Below are 15939 nucleotides of genomic sequence, written 5' to 3'. Positions count from 1 at the left end.
CCGCTAGCTGAAGCGGCGGCGGACGGTACCCAGCAGCTTCACCACTTCATGACGAAGCTCGTGGCCAACGATGAACAGCATCGCCAGCCACAGCAGGATGCCGGCGCCGATCGCGCTCAGCATCTCGCCCACCGGCAGCGTTGCCGGCCAGCCCCGCCATTGCATCAGCAGCGCGGCAGGCAGGGCGGCCGCTGCCGCGACGGCGGCGCTCCCCGCATAGCAGCGATAGATGTCGGCGAAGCGCGACCCGATCGCGCCTCGGATTTCGCGCACGAACAGCAGATGCTGCGCCAGCGCCTCGGCGATGCGTGAGGCGGCAGCGGGGGCAAGGCCCTGGCTGGCGCCGGCGATGAACAGGCCGAGGCCGATGACGCCGCGCGTGCCTTCGAGACGGGGCAGCACCCGCTCATGCTTGGTGACGATCAGCACTTCCTGCCGCGCGACCAGTCCGGTCTGCACGATCGCGGCGAGGCAGAGCAGCGCCAGAACCGGCGCGGCGGCGGCCCAGCGCTCGCCATAGACCATGACGATCACCGGCGTCGCCAGCACGCCGAGCCCGGCATACATCGGCCAGAACAGCCCGGTCGCGGCGCGCACGGCGCGCAGATAGACATGGTCGATACGGCCGATCTGGTCACGGCTGTCGACCATCGCCTTCATGATGACGCGCTGCACGCCGTACATCACGCCGGTGTTGAAGCTTTCGATGATCCCCGAGGCGCGGCCATAGAGGCCGACCATCGCGACGCCCGCCAGCTTGCCAAGCGCGATATCGGGCAGGCGCGAGAAGATGTTGGCGAGCGCCATCGTCGCAAGGATGTTGGAGCCATAGGCCCAGACGGCGCGCCAGCGCGACAGCGTCGGGCGGACGGCGAGATCGCGCCCGGCGAGCAGGAAGGCCGCGGCAGTGGCGACCACCTGCCCGATCACCGAGCCCCAGGGCATGCTGGCATAGGAGAAGCCCGCATAGGCGAGCGCAACGGAGGCAATGGCGCTGACCAGCACGCGCGACAATGCCATCGCGGTCAGCAGGTCGAAGCGCCCGCGCTTCTGCAAATGCCCGCTCGCCAGCGTCTCGACCGGCACGAAGATCGCGTAGAGGCTGAGGATGCGTAGCGCATGGGTGATGCGCGGTTCGTCGAGGAAATCGGCGAGCAGCGGCGCGCCGGCATAGAGCAGCACCGCCAGGCCGAGCGCCTGCAGTACGGCCATGCTGTGCACGGTGCCGAGCGTCGCCCGGTCCATGTCCGTCTCGCGGATGATGAAGCTCTGGAAGCCGAGGTTCTGGAAGGCGGTGAGCAGGGTCAGCGCGGCCAGCGCGACGCCATAGACGCCCATCTCCACGGGCGTCAGCAGCCGCGCGACGATGACCGACGCGACGAACTGGACGACGAAGAAGCCGAAGCTGCCGGTCAGCGACCAGGCCATCGACTTGCGCACCGACATGCGCGGCAACTCCCCCTGTACAAGGCGGGCTTAGACGCCCGCCCTGGTAGGAGCAAGCATCAGCCGCCGACGATGGTGCCGCCGTTGGGGTGCAGGATCTGGCCGGTGAAGTAGCTGCCGTCGTCGCAGGCGAGGAACAGGAAGCTCGGCGCCACCTCCCAGGGTTCGCCGGGGCGGCCCATCGGGGTGTTCTCGCCAAAGGTCTTCAGCTTCTCCTTGCTGGCGCCGCCGCAGGGGTTGAGCGGCGTCCAGATCGGCCCCGGCGCCACGCCATTCACGCGTATGCCCTTCTCGGCGAGGTTGCCCGACAGCGCGCGGGTAAACGACGTGATCGCGCCCTTGGTCGACGAATAGTCGAGCAGCTCCTCCGAGCCTTCGAAGCTGGTGACCGAGGTGCAGTTGATGATCGAGCTGCCCTTCTTCAGATGCCCGACCGCCGCCTGCACCATGAAGAAATAGCCGTAGAAATTGGTCTGGAAGGTGCGCTTCAGCTGTTCCTCGGTAACGTCGCGGATGTCCTTGTCAGGATGCTGCTCGCCGGCGTTGTTGACCAGCACGTCGAGCCCGCCGAACGCCTCGACATGGCGGCGGACGATCTCCTCGCAGAATAGCTTGTCGCCGACATCGCCGCGCAGGATCAGGCAGCGCCGGCCCTCGTCCTCGACATGGTGCGCGGTGATCGCGGCGTCGTCATCCTCCTCGAGGTGGACGATGGTGACGTTGGCGCCCTCGCGGGCGAACAGGATGGCGACCGCGCGGCCGATGCCGCTGTCGCCGCCGGTGACGATCGCCGATTTGCCGGCCAAGCGGTCGGAGCCTTCGTAGCGCGGCATGAAATCGGGCTTCTCGTCCATCCGGCGCTCATGGCCGGGCAGCCCGTCCTCGTTGATCTTGGCATGTTCGACGCTCATGGCACGCTCCTGACTAAGGTACGTGCCGCCAACGATCCGAAGAACTTATAAGTTGCCGGGAAATCAGCCGATCGGGCGGGCGTCGGCCAGCTGGTTCACCGGCGAGCGCTGGCAATCGGCGACAATGACCGGATAATCGAGCATGGTGAGCTTCTCGAGCACCGCCGGCTGCGCGGCGCGGCAATCGGCGACCGTCTCGAACGGCACGGTGACGCGCTGCACGGTCTGGCACTGGCTGTTGTCGTCGGCGCAGCCGAGGATCGCCATGATGATCAGTGCTTCTTTCATCGGTACCCGCCTCGTGCCGGAGATACGGAGTCAACAGACGGATCGATGCAGGGTTCCTTAAACGGAACCGCGTTGCGACGAGCCGATTCAGGCCTATCTAGGGAGCACATGCAGCCCTCCCCGTCGTTCACCACTTTGCGTCGCTTCCTGCCCTATCTCTGGCCGGCGGAATCGCCGGGCCTGCGGGTGCGGGTGGCGGTCGCTTTGGTACTGGTGCTGCTCGCGAAGGCGATCACCTTGGTCATGCCCTTCGCCTACAAGGGCGCGATCGACGAGCTGGCGAAGGGCGTCGACGCCGGCATCGCGCTCGCGGTCGGGCTGGTGGTCGCCTACGCCGGCGCGCGCTTCGGCGGGGTGCTGTTCGACAATCTGCGCAACGCCGTGTTCGAGCGCGTCGGCCAGACCGCGGCGCGCAACCTCGCGCTCGACGTGTTCGCGCAGATCCACCGCCTTTCGCTGCGTTTCCACCTCGAGCGCCGCACCGGCTCGCTCACCCGCATCGTCGAGCGCGGGACCAAGAGCGTCGATACGATGCTCTACTTCCTCCTCTTCAACATCGCCCCGACGATCATCGAGCTGACCGCCGTCTGCATCATCTTCGGGGTGAAGCTCGGCTGGCCGCTGGTGGTCGCCACCCTGGTGATGGTCGCCGTCTATATCCTCTACACCCGCATCGTCACCGACTGGCGCAACCGGGTGCGGCGGCAGATGGTCGACCATGACAACAAGGCGACCGCGCGCGCCGTCGACAGCCTCCTCAACTATGAAACCGTCAAATATTTCAGCGCCGAGCAGGTCGAGCACGACCATTACCGCGGCGCGATCACCCGCTACCGCGACGCGGCGGTGAAGAACGAGACCAGCCTCGCTGCGCTCAACGTGGGCCAGTCGCTGATCACCAATTTGATGATGGGCGCCGCGATGGCGTGGACGGTGTGGGGCTTCGCGCAAGGGCGGCTGACCGTCGGCGATGTGGTGCTGGTCAACACCCTGCTCGCGCAGCTCTTCCGCCCGCTCGACATGCTCGGCTGGGTCTATCGCGAGATCAAGCAGGGCCTGATCGACATGGAGCAGATGTTCACCCTGCTCGATACCGAGGCCGAGATCGAGGATGCCCCCGGCGCGCCGCCGCTCGCCGTCAGCGGCGGCCATGTCCGCTTCGAGCATGTCGATTTCGCCTATGAGGCGCGGCGGCCGATCCTCCATGACCTCGACCTCGACGTGGCACCCGGCGCCACCCTCGCCATCGTCGGCCATTCGGGTGCGGGCAAATCGACGATCAGCCGCATCCTCTACCGCTTCTACGACATCGCCGGCGGCCGGGTGACGATCGACGGGCAGGATATTTCGCAGGTCACGCAAGCCAGCCTGCGCGCTGCCATCGGCATCGTCCCGCAGGACACCGTGCTGTTCAACGACAGCATCGCCTACAATATCGGCTACGGCCGCGCCGGCGCGTCGCAGGCCGAGATCGAGGTCGCCGCCCGGCAAGCGCAGATCCACGATTTCGTCATGTCGCTGCCCGACGGCTATGAAACGACGGTCGGCGAGCGCGGATTGAAGCTCTCGGGCGGCGAGAAGCAGCGCGTCGCCATCGCGCGCACCATCCTCAAGGACCCCGCCATCCTCATCCTCGACGAGGCGACCAGCGCGCTCGATTCCGCGACCGAGGCGGACATCCAGTCGGCGCTGAAGCGCGTCGCCGAGCATCGCACCACGCTCGTTATCGCCCACCGCCTCTCGACGGTGGTCGACGCCGACGAGATCATCGTCATGGATCAGGGCCGCATCGTCGAACGCGGCACCCACGCCCTGCTGCTGGCGCGCGACGGCCTCTACGCCGCGATGTGGCTGCGCCAGCAGGCGGAGGCAGAGGCCGAAGCGATGGAAGCGGCTGAATAGGGGCGGCCGCGAGATCGCAGCATTTGAGAAGCAAGCCGGCCCCGCCTATCATGCGCTGGGGGGCTCATCATGCGGTTGATGGCGATAGCATTGTTGACGGGGTTGCTGATCGCGGCGCCGGAGCCTGCGCACGCGCAGCGCCTGGATCCGTCGGCCATCGTAACGCCTGCCGAGCGAGAGCATCTGCCCGAGCTGTTGTCGATCATGGCGGAGTATAGCGGTGGCGACAGCGCCGCGCGGCTCCTTCCCCGCCTCGAAGCTGTGCTGGCCAAGCTCATCGCCCCGACGCCGCTGCGCGGCTACGTGCAGTTCACGCGCGCCGACATGCTGATGCAGGGCGACAGCGACAGCCTGCAAGTCATGACCACCGCCCGTCAGTCGATCGACGAGGCCATCCGGCTGCTGCCGGCGGAGGCGGTTCCGAAGTACCTTGGCGCGATAATCCATACCTATGGGGGCAATCCTGCGCGTGCCGCTGATCTCTGGCTGACGGTCAGCCGGGACGATCCTGCCCTGGCCGCAAGCTCCGACCGCGATCTCATCGAGGCCCTGGTGGGCCGGCTTCGCGACGGCGGCGATACGCGGCGGGCTGATCTTCTCGCCGCCCGCCTGTCCGAAATCGGCTTTGTGATGGGCGACGCTGGCGATCAGGCCGCGTTGGCGATGTCGAGCCTTCGCGCCAAGATGCGCGCCGGCGACGTCGCGGGGGCACAGGCGCTGGTGCCGTCGCTCTATCATCCCGATCAATTCGCCATGCTGCTCGTCGACAAGGAGTTCACGCGCCTCTGGCCTGCCATCGAGAACTGGGCGGGCGCGCGCCTTGAGCGGCAGTGGGCAATGTACGCCGCCGAACGGAAGCGCGATTGGGAAGCAAGCCGCGCACTCGGCGCGGCGCGAGGCTATGCGGGGTATCTTCGCGCGGCGGGCGATGACGCGGCGGTGATCGACCTTTTCCTGCCGATCCTCAGCGACCCCGCGCTCGATGATCCCGAGGATGATGCGCCGTCGCTCGCGCCCCTCGTCGCAACATCGCTGGCGGTCAACGGCCGCTTGGACGACGGGCTGGCCTTGCTCCGCAAGCTCGCCGAGCAACGGGTCGAAGGACGATGCCAGCCGGCTGAACTACACCGCGAACGGCGCCCGCCTCCTGTTGGATTTCGGACGCACGGAAGCCGCGCTGGCCGCCATCGAGCCGGTGATCGCGGAGGCCGAGGCTCTCGGCCCGGCGGTGAATGAGGGGGCCAGGGTGGCGATGCATGGTGTCAGGGCCTGCGCGCTTCACGAACTCGGTCGATCGCAAGATGCGTCTTCGGCTAATATCGTCACCGCCGCGCAACAGCGGCTGCCGGCATCTTACATGGCGCTTCTGGCTTGCACGGGCCGTCTCGCCGATGCGCGAAGCTTTCTCATGTCGCTGCTGGCTAATCGTGATCGCCGCAGCTTCCCGTTGATCTATCTACAACCGGTCAACCAGGTGCGCCGCGCCACGCCGAGCGTGCTCCGCACCCAGGCTTTCCGCGAGCGGCTGCGCAGCGACGACCAGTTGATGAAGGCCGTCGCGCGCCATGGTCGCGTGCTTGATTTCGTAGTCGAGGCTCCCGCGCCGGAGCGCCGCTAGAGCGCCGCCAGCAATTCCCGCACGATCATCACGCCGAGCGCCACCCACGATAGCGTGAACAGCAGGAAGCGCAGTGCCACCTTGTTGAACGTCGCCTGCACCAGCGAATGCAGCACGCGCAGGCCCAGATAGGCCCAGGCGCACCACACGTGCAGCTGGTCGGCATGACCGATCACCACGATATAGAAGGCCATCGCATAGAACAGCGTCGGCGCTTCCCAGAGGTGATTGTAATTGTCCGCCACCCGGCGCGCGTCGCTCGGCAGGCTGTTCAAGGAGCCCGGGTGCATCGCCGCCTGCGGATCGACCTTCGCCGCGTTCATCGCCGGGATGCGCTTGGCGTACATCCAGATGAACATGACGAGGCTGAGCACCGCCATGCCGAGCACGGCGTGCAGAACGGAGATATCATTGGGACTTAGGTTCACGGCATCCTCCCCCGATTAGCCAGAGGGCCGGATGCTGGACCCCTCCCGCCGCTTGTGCAAGCGGGAGGGGCCTATGCACTTCGCTAGATATTGCGCAGCGCGTACTCGCGGTTGCGGTTATATTCGTCGTTGCTGATGTTGCCGTTGTTGTCGGTGTCCATCAGCCGCTTCAGGTCGCGATCGGCCAGCTGGCCTTCGGCGCGATCCAGCGAGTTGTCGCGATTGGTGTCATAGCGGGCGATGACGCGCTGCTGCAGCGCGACATCGTTGCGGACGTCGCTGTCGATCTCCGCCCAGCCGGCGCCGCCATAGCCGCCCGCGGTGCGGCCGTTGCGGTCGCGCAGCACGCCGGTCGCGTCGGCGATCACGCCGACCGCGGCGCCGATCGCCGCGCCTTCGGCGGTCGACAGGCCCGGCACGACCGCGCCGATCGCGGCGCCGCCCGCCGCGCCGATGGCGCCGGCCCGGACGGTGCTGTTGTCGGCGATATTGCCAAGGCCGTTGTTGGTGTCGGCGCAGGCGGCGAGCGAAGCGCCGGCCATCGCTACCAGTATAAACTGCTTCATCGTTGTTCCTTCCCTCAATCGTCTCTGCGGGGTTGAACGAGTCCCATATGCGATGGTTCAATGTGAACGAGGGCTGAGGAGCGAGCGGGTTGCGGGAAAAAGAGCTTCGGCTGGCCTTGGTCTGCTACGGCGGCGTCAGCCTCGCGGTGTACATGCACGGCATCGTCAAGGAGGCGTGGAAGCTGCTGCGCGCCAGCCGATCGGTGCACGAACGCGGCGAGCCCGCCGATTCGCTCGACGACAGCGCCGTCGTCTACCGTGACCTGCTGCAGGCGATGGCGCCGCATGTGAATTTGCGCCTCGTCGTCGATATCGTCGCGGGCGCCAGCGCCGGCGGCATCAACGGCATCCAGCTCGCCCATGCCGTCGCCGGCGGCCACGACATGGAACCCTTACGCCACCTCTGGCTCGAAAACGCCGATATCGAAAAGCTGCTCGACCCCGACGCGGCCCCGGCCTCGGCGTGGAGCAAGCTCTACGCCCGCCCGCTGGTCTGGTTCGCCTCGCGCGACCGCGGCGACGACGTCGACCGCATCGCCGACCCCGTGGCGCGCGAGGAAGTGCGGCTGAAGCTGTCGCGCTTCATCCGCTCGCGCTGGTTCGAGCCACCCTTCTCGGGCGCCGGCTTCACCCGGCTGCTCTACGAGGCGCTGGAGGCGATGGAGCAGGGCAAGCGCACCCCGGCGCTGCTACCCCCCGGCCAGCCGCTCGACCTGTTCGTCACCACCACCGATTTCTACGGCTATCCCGAGCATCTGCCCTTGAATTCGCCGCCCTCGGTGATGGAAACCGAGCATCGCCTGCTGATCAGCTTCCGCGACGAGGGGCGCACCGCGCCGCGCGCCATCGGCACCCGCGCCGCGCTGACCTTCGCCGCGCGCGCCACCGCCTCCTTCCCGGGCGCCTTCCCGCCGTTCCGCGCCGGCGAACTCGACGAGGTGCTCGGCGAGATCGGCGATGTCTGGCCTGACCGCGACGCCTTCCTGCAGCGCGCCTTCGCCAAGCGGGTGGCGGCGGGGCTCGACCCGATGGACGCCTCGCTGATCGACGGCAGCGTGCTCGCCAACGCCCCGTTCCGCCCCGCCATCGACGCATTGCGGGCGCGCCCGGCCCACCGCGAGGTCGACCGGCGCTTTGTCTACATCGACCCCAAGCCCGGCGGGCATCTGTTCCGCATGAAGGGCGGGCGCAGCGACGAGCCGCCGGGCTTCTTCACCGCCATCCTGCATTCGCTGTCGAACATCCCGCGCGAACAGCCGATCCGCGACAATCTGGAATCGCTCGGCACGCTCTCAAGGCGCGTCCGCCGTCTCCGCCATATCGTCGCCGGCATGCGCGACGAGGTCGACGCCGCGATCGAGCGCGAGCTCGGCCGCACCTTGATGTTCTTCGGCCTCACCACCGCGCGGCTCACCGAATGGCGCTCGCGGGTGCAGACGGCCGCCGCGCGCGAGGCCGGCTATGCCTATGCCGCCTACGCGCACCTGAAGCTCAGCCATGTCGTCGAGCATATCGCCGAGATGCTGTCGCCCCTCGGCGACCATGTCGCGCGCGACGCCCGCGAGCGCGTCCGTTCCTCGCTGTGGCGCTGGGTCAACCGCAACGCCGTCAACGACGTCACGGCCAAACCGGGGCTGCTCGGCGGCACCACCGCCTGCATCGCCTTCCTGAAGCGCTTCGACATCCAGTACCGCATCCGCCGGCTGCGCTTCGTCATCCGCACCCTGAACCTGACGATGGCGGACCTGCCCGAAGGCCAGTCGCCCGCCGCGCTCGATCATATGAAGACCGGCCTCTACGAACTGCTGGCGCCCTATCTCGATCGCCGCACCCCCGGCTTCTTCGGCAGCGACGTGCGCGAGCCCGCGCGGGACCTGGCAGAAGACCCGCAGCCGGCGCTCGACGCGCTCGGCGACGCGCTCGGCCTGTCGGCGCTCGACGCGGCCGCCGACGCGCGGATGATCGAATTGCTGATGGCCGATGATATCAGCAAGCCGGTACGCCGCTCGCTGGTGCTCGCCTATCTCGGCTACCCCTTCTTCGACATCGCCACCTTGCCGCTCCTACAGACCGACGGCCTCGACGAGTTCGACGAGATCAAGGTCGACCGCATCTCCCCCGACGACGCCACCGCGATCCGCGAGGGCGGAGCGGCGGCGACCCTGAAAGGCATCCAGTTCAACGCCTTCGGCGCCTTCTTCTCGCGGGCGTGGCGGGAGAACGATTATCTGTGGGGGCGCCTCCACGCCGCCGAACGCCTCATCGACATCGTCGCCAGCTCCTTGCCGCGCGGCACCGCGCTGCCCGCCGGCCTTACCGACAAGCTCAAGCGCCGCGCCTTCCACGCCATTCTCGACGCCGAGCGCGAATATCTGACGCACTCTGGCGACCTGATCGATCGTTTGAAGAAGGAGGTCGATGACGCCGCCTGAACACAAGGCGTCAGCTGAACGTCGAGGCCGCATCGTCCGAGGCATCTGGGCCGCCTGCCTGCTGCTGGCCGGGCTGAACCACGCGCGCACTTTGCTGCAGCACGGAGTGCTGTGGGATTATCATGGGGTCGGTGGCGTTAGTGCCGCCTATTGGTCGAGCCTGACGGTCATCGACCCGCTTATCGCCGTCCTGCTGCTGGTTCGGCCGCGCATCGGCGTTCCGGCAGCGTTGTTGGTTATCTCGACGAATGTGGCTCACAACCTCGCCGTGACGACCCGCCGCCTGCCGGAAGGCGCGCTGTTCGGCTATGTGGCGTCGAGCCCTCAGCTTTTAAGCCAGATCGCCTTCCTGATCTTCGTTGTGGTAACATGGCGTTGGGCACGGATCGCGACCATCTCATGCAGTCGGGCGACCTGATCGACCGTCTGACGCAGCAGGTCGGGTGACGGGTGCGACGATATCGCATCGAGTCAGCGAACTTATCCACAGGCTATCCCCCGCGAAGTTCGGGTTCTACCGGAACGATCCCCAATGGGTTTTGGACCCGGCGCGGTTCAATGAGAGTAAGCTGGCATGGCGATCACACCCCTGCGTTCCGTAGCAAATGATTCGACGACTCCGCCGTCGCTTCCGCAGAACCTCGATACCGAGGCTGCGCTCCTTGGTGCGTTGCTGATCGACAACCGGCTCATCGAGGATGTGCAGTCGAAGCTGCGGCCGGAGCATTTCTTCAGCCCGCTCAACGGGCGCATCTATGAACTCATCCTGCGCGTCGCCGATCGCAATCAGATCGCCACGGCGGTCACGTTGCGGCCGATGCTGTTCGGCGACCCTGAGTTTGCCGATACGCCTTCGGACTATCTCATCCAGCTCATCAACGTGGACGGCGGCGCCAGCGCGCTGATTGCGGCGACCGACTTCGCCAATCAGATCTACGATCTCGCCCTGTTGCGCGAACTCGTCCGCGTGGGGCGAGAGATGGTGACGTCGGCAACCGATCTGAGCGAGGATATCGACCCGCAGGCGAAGGTGCAGGAAGCCGAGATGGCGCTGTACAAGGTCGCCGAGCAGGGCGAGGTCACCGGCAGCGTCAAGGATTTCAAGACCTCGGCGATGCTTGCGGTCGACATGGCGCAGCGGGCCATCAAGTCGGGCGGCTCGCTGTCAGGCATCACCACCGGACTTGAAGGTCTCAACGCCAAGATCGGCGGCCTGCACCGCTCCGACCTCGTTATTCTCGCTGGCCGTCCGGCGATGGGAAAGACCGCGCTTGCGACCAATATTGCCTTCTCGGCCGCGCAGCGGCTGATGAAAGACAAGGATTTCGGCACCTCGGCCACCGAATCCGCCGGCGCCGGCGTCGCCTTCTTCTCGCTCGAAATGTCGTCGGACCAGTTGGCGACGCGTATCCTCGCCGAGCAGTCGGGGCTGTCCTCGGAAGCGCTGCGCATGGGCAAGATCAGCCAGAATGATTTTCGCCACCTGGCCCGCGCCGCCGCCGATCTTGAAAATCTGCCGCTCTACATCGACGATACGCCCGGCCTCACCATCGCCGCGCTGCGCACCCGCGCCCGCCGTCTGAAGCGCCAGCGCGGCATCGGGCTGATCGTCGTCGATTACCTTCAGCTCTTGCAGGGCACCTCCAAATCCTCGGGCGACAACCGCGTGCAGGAAATCTCGGAGATCACCCGCGGCCTGAAGACGCTGGCCAAAGAACTGAACGTGCCGGTGCTGGCGCTCTCGCAGCTCAGCCGCGCCGTCGAGCAGCGCGAGGACAAGCGGCCCCTGCTCTCCGACCTTCGCGAATCGGGCACCATCGAGCAGGACGCCGATATCGTGATGTTCGTGTACCGCGAGGAATATTATCACGCCACGAAGAAGCCCGAGGACGGAACGGAGAAGTTCCAGGCCTGGCTGGACAAGGCCCACAAGGTCGAAGGCCGCGCCGAATGCATCGTCGCCAAGCAGCGCCACGGCTCCACCGGCATCGTCCCGATGATGTTCCACAAGATGACGACGAAGTTCAGCGACATCGTCGACGAGGGCTATCTGCCGGACCAGTACGAGTAGCGGGGCAGGGGCAGGGGCAGGGGCGGGGAAGCACCTGCATCCATCCGCTCCTGAGGCGCACTGCCCTTCCAGTAGCGCTCACCCCATTCTTAACACCGTCATCCCCGCGAAGGCGGGGATCCATTACCGCCGACGCTTCGGAGAATGGATCCCCGCCTTCGCGGGGATGACGATAGAGAGAGGGAAGGGAGCGCGCACTCGCCCTTCTACAAGCTCAGCACGGCACAACAAAAATACGCCATCTCGCTAAGACGAGGGTGAGCGCTACTATGACGGCAATGTCCGTCGCCGAGCCCGCCGCCGATTTGCCCTCGGCTTCTCACCCCGCTACTGCCGCGCCGATGCAGCCGCCGGCGCCTCTTCGCCTGACGATCGATCTCGACGCGCTCGCGCATAACTGGCGCTGGTTCGCGCGTGCCTCGGCGCCCGCCGCCTGCGGGGCGGCTGTGAAGGCCGATGCGTACGGGGTCGGGGCCAAGGCCGTCGTCGAGCGGCTGGCGGCGGAAGGCTGCCGCGATTTCTTCGTTGCCACCTGGTCGGAGGCCGCCGGGTTGCTGCCGCTGCCCGCCGGCGCGACGTTGCGTATCCTCCACGGCGTCCTGCCCGACGATCTCGCCTTCGCGGTGGCCAGCGACGCCATCCCCATGCTGGTCAGCGCCGAGCAGGTCGCCCGCTGGCGCGACGCCGCACCCGGCCGCCGCTGCGACGTGATGGTTGATACCGGCATGAATCGTCTTGGCCTCGGCCTCGACGAGCTAGCCGCGCTCGACGGGCTCGCCATCGACACCTTGCACAGCCACCTCGCCTGCGCCGACGAACCCGGCCATCCGATGAACGTGCGCCAGCTTGCCGCCTTTCGCGCGCTCGACGTGCCCGCCCGCCAGCGCAGCTTCGCCAATTCAGCGGGCGTCTGTGAGGGCGCCGCCTATCATTTCGATCTCACCCGCCCCGGCCTTGGCCTCTACGGCGGCGTGCCGCATCCCGCCGCCGCCGGCCAGCTCAGGCAGGTGGTGCGCGCCGAGGCGCAGGTGGTGCAGACGCGCACGCTGAAGGCCGGCGAGGCGATCGGCTACAACCGCACCTTCGCGGCCAAGGCCGACACCCAAGTCGCCATCCTCAACCTCGGCTATGCCGACGGCTATCTCCGCGCCTTCTCAGGCGTCGGGCAGGCGCTGGCCGGCGGCGCGGCACTCCCCGTCCTCGGGCGCGTCTCGATGGACCTCACCGCCATCGACGCGAGCGGTGCGGCGCTCACGGAAGGCGACTGGGTCGAGGTCGATTTCGACCTGCCGCGCGCCTCCGCCGCATCGGGGTTGTCGCAATATGAGTTGCTGACTTGTCTCGGCGCCCGCTATCAGCGCCGTTACCTATGATGCATCGCCTGCTCAAAGACCTGATCGGCTTCCTCGTCGGCATCGGCAGCTTCGTGCTCGGTGGCCTCGGCGCCGTCGGCCGGCTGGCGCAGTTCACCTGGCGCGCGATCAGCCGCGCGGTGCTGCCGCCCTATTATCCGTCGCGCATCATCGAACAGATGCTGACCATCGGCTATTTCTCGCTGCCGGTCGTCGGCCTGACCGCGCTGTTCACCGGCGCGGCGATGGCGCAGCAGATTTTCGTCGGCGGCGGCCGCTTCAATGCGGAGAGCACCGTCCCCGCCGTCACCGTCATCGCGGTGGTGCGTGAGCTCGGCCCGGTGCTGGGCGGCCTGATGGTGGCGGGCCGCGTCTCCTCGGCGATGGCGGCCGAACTCGGCACGATGCGCGTTACCGAGCAGATCGACGCGCTGACCACGCTGCGCACCGACCCCTACCAGTATCTGATCGCGCCGCGCCTGATCGCGGCGGTGCTGGTGCTGCCGGTGCTGGTGCTCGTCGCCAACATCATCGGCGTCTACGGCGGCTTCCTGATCGGCACCGAGCGGCTCGGCTTCAACAGCGCCAACTATCTGTCGATCACCAGCCAGTATCTCGAAACCGGCGACGTCGTGTCATCGATGGTCAAGGCGGGGGTGTTCGGCTTCATCATCGCATTGATGGGCTGCTACAACGGCTTCCACTCGTCGGGCGGCGCCGCGGGCGTCGGGCGCGCCACCACCAACGCGGTGGTGTCGGCGTTCATCCTTATCCTGCTGGCGAACCTCATCATCACCGTCGTGGTGTTCGGCTCATGACCCCGAAGATCGAACTTCGCGGCGTCTCGAAGCGCTTCGGCCGGAAGGTCGTGCTCGACAAGCTGAACCTGTCGATCGCGCCGGGCGAATCGCTCGTCGTCATCGGCGGCTCGGGCACCGGCAAGTCGGTGATGCTGAAGTGCATCCTCGGCCTGCTGCAGCCCGACGAGGGGCAGATTTTCGTCGATGGCGAGGACGTCACCCGCCTGCGCGGTCGTGCCCGCGCCGCGCACCGCGCGCGCTTCGGCATGCTGTTCCAGGGCGGCGCGCTGTTCGATTCGATGCCGGTGTGGCGCAACATCACCTTCGCGCTGACGCAGGGCCGCCGCGGCAACGCCAAGCTCCACGCCCTCGCGGTCGAGCTGCTGCAGAAGGTCGGGCTCGATCCCGCCGTTGCCGACCTCCGCCCCTCCGAACTGTCGGGCGGCATGCAGAAGCGCGTGGCGCTCGCCCGTGCCATTGCCGCGAAGCCGGAGATCATCTTCTTCGACGAGCCGACCACCGGCCTCGACCCGATCCGCGCCGACGTGATCAACGACCTGATCGTCAGCCTGGTGCGCGATCTGGGGGTCACCGCGCTGACCATCACGCACGATATGGCGTCGGCGCGAAAAATCGCGCATCGTGTGGCCATGCTGTACAACGGCAAGATCATCTGGGACGGCCCGCGGGATATTATCCACTCGAGCGGCAACCCTTATGTCGACCAGTTCGTGAACGGCCGCGCCGAAGGGCCGATCAAGACGGGCGTGCTCAATCGGTGACCCCCCGCGATGCCCTCGTCGATGCGCTGCAGCGCACCGCGAACGGCGACCGCGCGGCGCTAAAATACGTCTATGATTCGACTTCCGCGAAACTCTTTGGCGTCTGCCTCCGTATCTTGAACGACCGCGGCGAGGCCGAGGACGTGTTGCAGGACGTGTACCTGACGATCTGGCGCAAGGCGGCGGAGTTCGATCCGACCCGCGCAAGCCCGATCACCTGGGTGGCCACGATCGCGCGCAACAGGTCGATCGATCGGCTGCGGTCACGCGGGTCGCGCGACATGCGCCCCTTGGACGATGCGTTCGAGGTGGCGGATTCAAGCGACGGCGCAGACGTGATGGCGGAGCGTTCGGAGGATGCGCGGCGGATTGAAGCCGCGCTGGCCTCGATCGACCCCAAGGCGGCTGCGGCGATCCGCAGCGCCTTCTTCGAAGGTGCGACCTACCAGACCCTCGCAGCACGCGCCGGCGTGCCGGAGGGGACGATGAAGAGCTGGATCCGGCGAGGCATGTTGAGTTTGAGGAGCAAGCTGGAAGCGGCATGAGCGGCGACGGCGATCAGGACTGGACCGAGCAGGAGGCGCTGGCCGCCGAGTACGCCCTTGGCGTGCTCGACGCCGCCGAGCGTCGCACTGCCGAGGACCTGCTGGCGCGCGACCCCGCCTTCGCCGCGCTGGTCGCTCGCTGGCAGGCCGATATAGAGCCGATGGTCGAGACCGTCGCCGCCGTAGCACCCCCCGCCGACCTCTGGAGCCGCATCGATACCGCGATCGCCCCCGCCCCCCGCGCCGCCGAGCAGGTGAGCTACGCGCCCGTCGCGGCTGAAAAGACCGGCATCTGGTCGAGCCTCGCCTTCTGGCGCGGCCTCTCCTTCGCCACCGCCGGCGCCGCCGCGGTGTTCGCCGCCCTTCTGGTCTCGCCGCAGACCGCGCCAGTGCCGACGGCTGCGACGCCCGCGACCGGGTTCCAGCAGGCGGTGACCGAGCCGATGTCGGCCGCGCCGGTGACGATGGAAGGCGGCGCCGCGCTGCTCGCCGCGTCCTACGATCCGTCGAACCGCCGCTTCATCGTCACCCCGACCGGCGACTATGAGTTGAAGCCGACGCAGGTCCTCGAACTGTGGATCATCGTCGGTGACAAGGCGCCGCGGTCGCTCGGCGTCATCGATGCCGGCAATCCGAAGGCCTATGCGATGCCGGGCGATGTCCGCGCCGATCTTGCGGCCGGTGCGACGCTTGCGGTGTCGATCGAACCGACCGGCGGCTCGCCGACCGGCGGCCCCACCGGCGCCGTTATCGCCTCGGGCAAGCTCACCCAAATTTAGAAAAATTACCCGGGTAAAA

At 67.2% G+C, this 15939-nt stretch carries 16 protein-coding genes; 11 read left to right on the top strand and 5 right to left on the bottom strand.

What is annotated here, in order from left to right:
• Positions 1-3: 3 nt before the first annotated feature.
• The 3 genes from ACFOMD_RS08775 to ACFOMD_RS08765 form a co-directional block, all read right to left on the bottom strand.
• Positions 4-1446, bottom strand: a complete 1443-nt coding sequence (locus ACFOMD_RS08775) for an oligosaccharide flippase family protein (RefSeq protein ID WP_380859964.1) — start codon at positions 1444-1446, stop codon at positions 4-6.
• 59 nt (positions 1447-1505) lie between these two features.
• Positions 1506-2357: an SDR family oxidoreductase gene (locus tag ACFOMD_RS08770; RefSeq protein WP_380859961.1), complete on the bottom strand. Its 852-nt coding sequence runs from the start codon at positions 2355-2357 to the stop codon at positions 1506-1508.
• A gap of 63 nt (positions 2358-2420) precedes the next feature.
• Positions 2421-2645, bottom strand: coding sequence for a hypothetical protein (locus ACFOMD_RS08765; RefSeq protein WP_380859958.1), 225 nt, complete (start codon positions 2643-2645; stop codon positions 2421-2423).
• 108 nt (positions 2646-2753) lie between these two features.
• On the opposite strand from ACFOMD_RS08765, the gene ACFOMD_RS08760 reads away from it, so the two are divergent.
• The 3 genes from ACFOMD_RS08760 to ACFOMD_RS08750 all read left to right on the top strand — a co-directional run bounded on the left by ACFOMD_RS08760 (position 2754) and on the right by ACFOMD_RS08750 (position 6165).
• Positions 2754-4547, top strand: coding sequence for an ABCB family ABC transporter ATP-binding protein/permease (locus ACFOMD_RS08760; RefSeq protein ID WP_380859955.1), 1794 nt, complete (start codon positions 2754-2756; stop codon positions 4545-4547).
• 69 nt (positions 4548-4616) lie between these two features.
• Complete coding sequence (locus tag ACFOMD_RS08755) at positions 4617-5783, top strand: hypothetical protein (protein ID WP_380859952.1); 1167 nt, start codon at positions 4617-4619, stop codon at positions 5781-5783.
• Positions 5698-6165: a hypothetical protein gene (locus ACFOMD_RS08750; RefSeq protein ID WP_380859949.1), complete on the top strand. Its 468-nt coding sequence runs from the start codon at positions 5698-5700 to the stop codon at positions 6163-6165. The genes ACFOMD_RS08755 and ACFOMD_RS08750 overlap by 86 nt, the downstream gene beginning before the upstream one ends.
• On the opposite strand, the gene ACFOMD_RS08745 is transcribed toward ACFOMD_RS08750, so the two are convergent.
• Both ACFOMD_RS08745 and ACFOMD_RS08740 read right to left on the bottom strand, forming a co-directional pair.
• Positions 6162-6593, bottom strand: coding sequence for an MAPEG family protein (locus ACFOMD_RS08745; protein WP_380859946.1), 432 nt, complete (start codon positions 6591-6593; stop codon positions 6162-6164). The two genes, ACFOMD_RS08750 and ACFOMD_RS08745, sit on opposite strands and share 4 nt — an antisense overlap.
• A gap of 83 nt (positions 6594-6676) precedes the next feature.
• Positions 6677-7159 carry a hypothetical protein gene (locus tag ACFOMD_RS08740; protein ID WP_380859943.1) on the bottom strand — a complete coding sequence of 161 codons (483 nt, stop codon included), beginning with the start codon at positions 7157-7159 and terminating at the stop codon, positions 6677-6679.
• Between the two features lie 89 nt (positions 7160-7248).
• Here ACFOMD_RS08740 and ACFOMD_RS08735 point away from each other — a divergent pair, with 89 nt between their 5' ends.
• The 8 genes from ACFOMD_RS08735 (at position 7249) to ACFOMD_RS08700 (ending at position 15920) form a co-directional block, all read left to right on the top strand.
• A complete protein-coding gene (locus ACFOMD_RS08735; RefSeq protein ID WP_380859940.1) occupies positions 7249-9591 on the top strand; it encodes a patatin-like protein in 2343 nt (780 codons plus the stop codon).
• Positions 9578-10009, top strand: a complete 432-nt coding sequence (locus tag ACFOMD_RS08730; RefSeq protein ID WP_380859937.1) for a hypothetical protein — start codon at positions 9578-9580, stop codon at positions 10007-10009. The genes ACFOMD_RS08735 and ACFOMD_RS08730 overlap by 14 nt, the downstream gene beginning before the upstream one ends.
• Positions 10010-10165: 156 nt before the next feature.
• Positions 10166-11662 (top strand): replicative DNA helicase, encoded by a 1497-nt coding sequence (locus tag ACFOMD_RS08725; RefSeq protein ID WP_380859934.1) that lies wholly within the window; start codon positions 10166-10168, stop codon positions 11660-11662.
• Positions 11663-12003: 341 nt separating this feature from the next.
• Entirely contained in the window at positions 12004-13035 is a 1032-nt protein-coding gene (gene alr, locus ACFOMD_RS08720) for an alanine racemase (RefSeq protein WP_380860091.1), read from the top strand.
• Entirely contained in the window at positions 13035-13832 is a 798-nt protein-coding gene (locus tag ACFOMD_RS08715) for an MlaE family ABC transporter permease (protein WP_380860088.1), read from the top strand. Before alr ends, ACFOMD_RS08715 begins: the two co-directional genes overlap by 1 nt.
• Positions 13829-14596, top strand: coding sequence for an ABC transporter ATP-binding protein (locus tag ACFOMD_RS08710; RefSeq protein ID WP_380859931.1), 768 nt, complete (start codon positions 13829-13831; stop codon positions 14594-14596). Before ACFOMD_RS08715 ends, ACFOMD_RS08710 begins: the two co-directional genes overlap by 4 nt.
• Positions 14593-15141: a sigma-70 family RNA polymerase sigma factor gene (locus ACFOMD_RS08705; protein ID WP_380859928.1), complete on the top strand. Its 549-nt coding sequence runs from the start codon at positions 14593-14595 to the stop codon at positions 15139-15141. The genes ACFOMD_RS08710 and ACFOMD_RS08705 overlap by 4 nt, the downstream gene beginning before the upstream one ends.
• The gene (locus tag ACFOMD_RS08700; protein WP_380859925.1) at positions 15138-15920 is read left to right on the top strand and encodes an anti-sigma factor; all 783 of its coding nucleotides are present in this window, start codon (positions 15138-15140) and stop codon (positions 15918-15920) included. Before ACFOMD_RS08705 ends, ACFOMD_RS08700 begins: the two co-directional genes overlap by 4 nt.
• Positions 15921-15939: the final 19 nt, after the last annotated feature.

Source organism: Sphingoaurantiacus capsulatus, from assembly GCF_042648405.1.
Lineage (GTDB): Bacteria > Pseudomonadota > Alphaproteobacteria > Sphingomonadales > Sphingomonadaceae > Sphingoaurantiacus > Sphingoaurantiacus capsulatus.
This window is presented reverse-complemented; position numbering and strand designations above follow the sequence as displayed.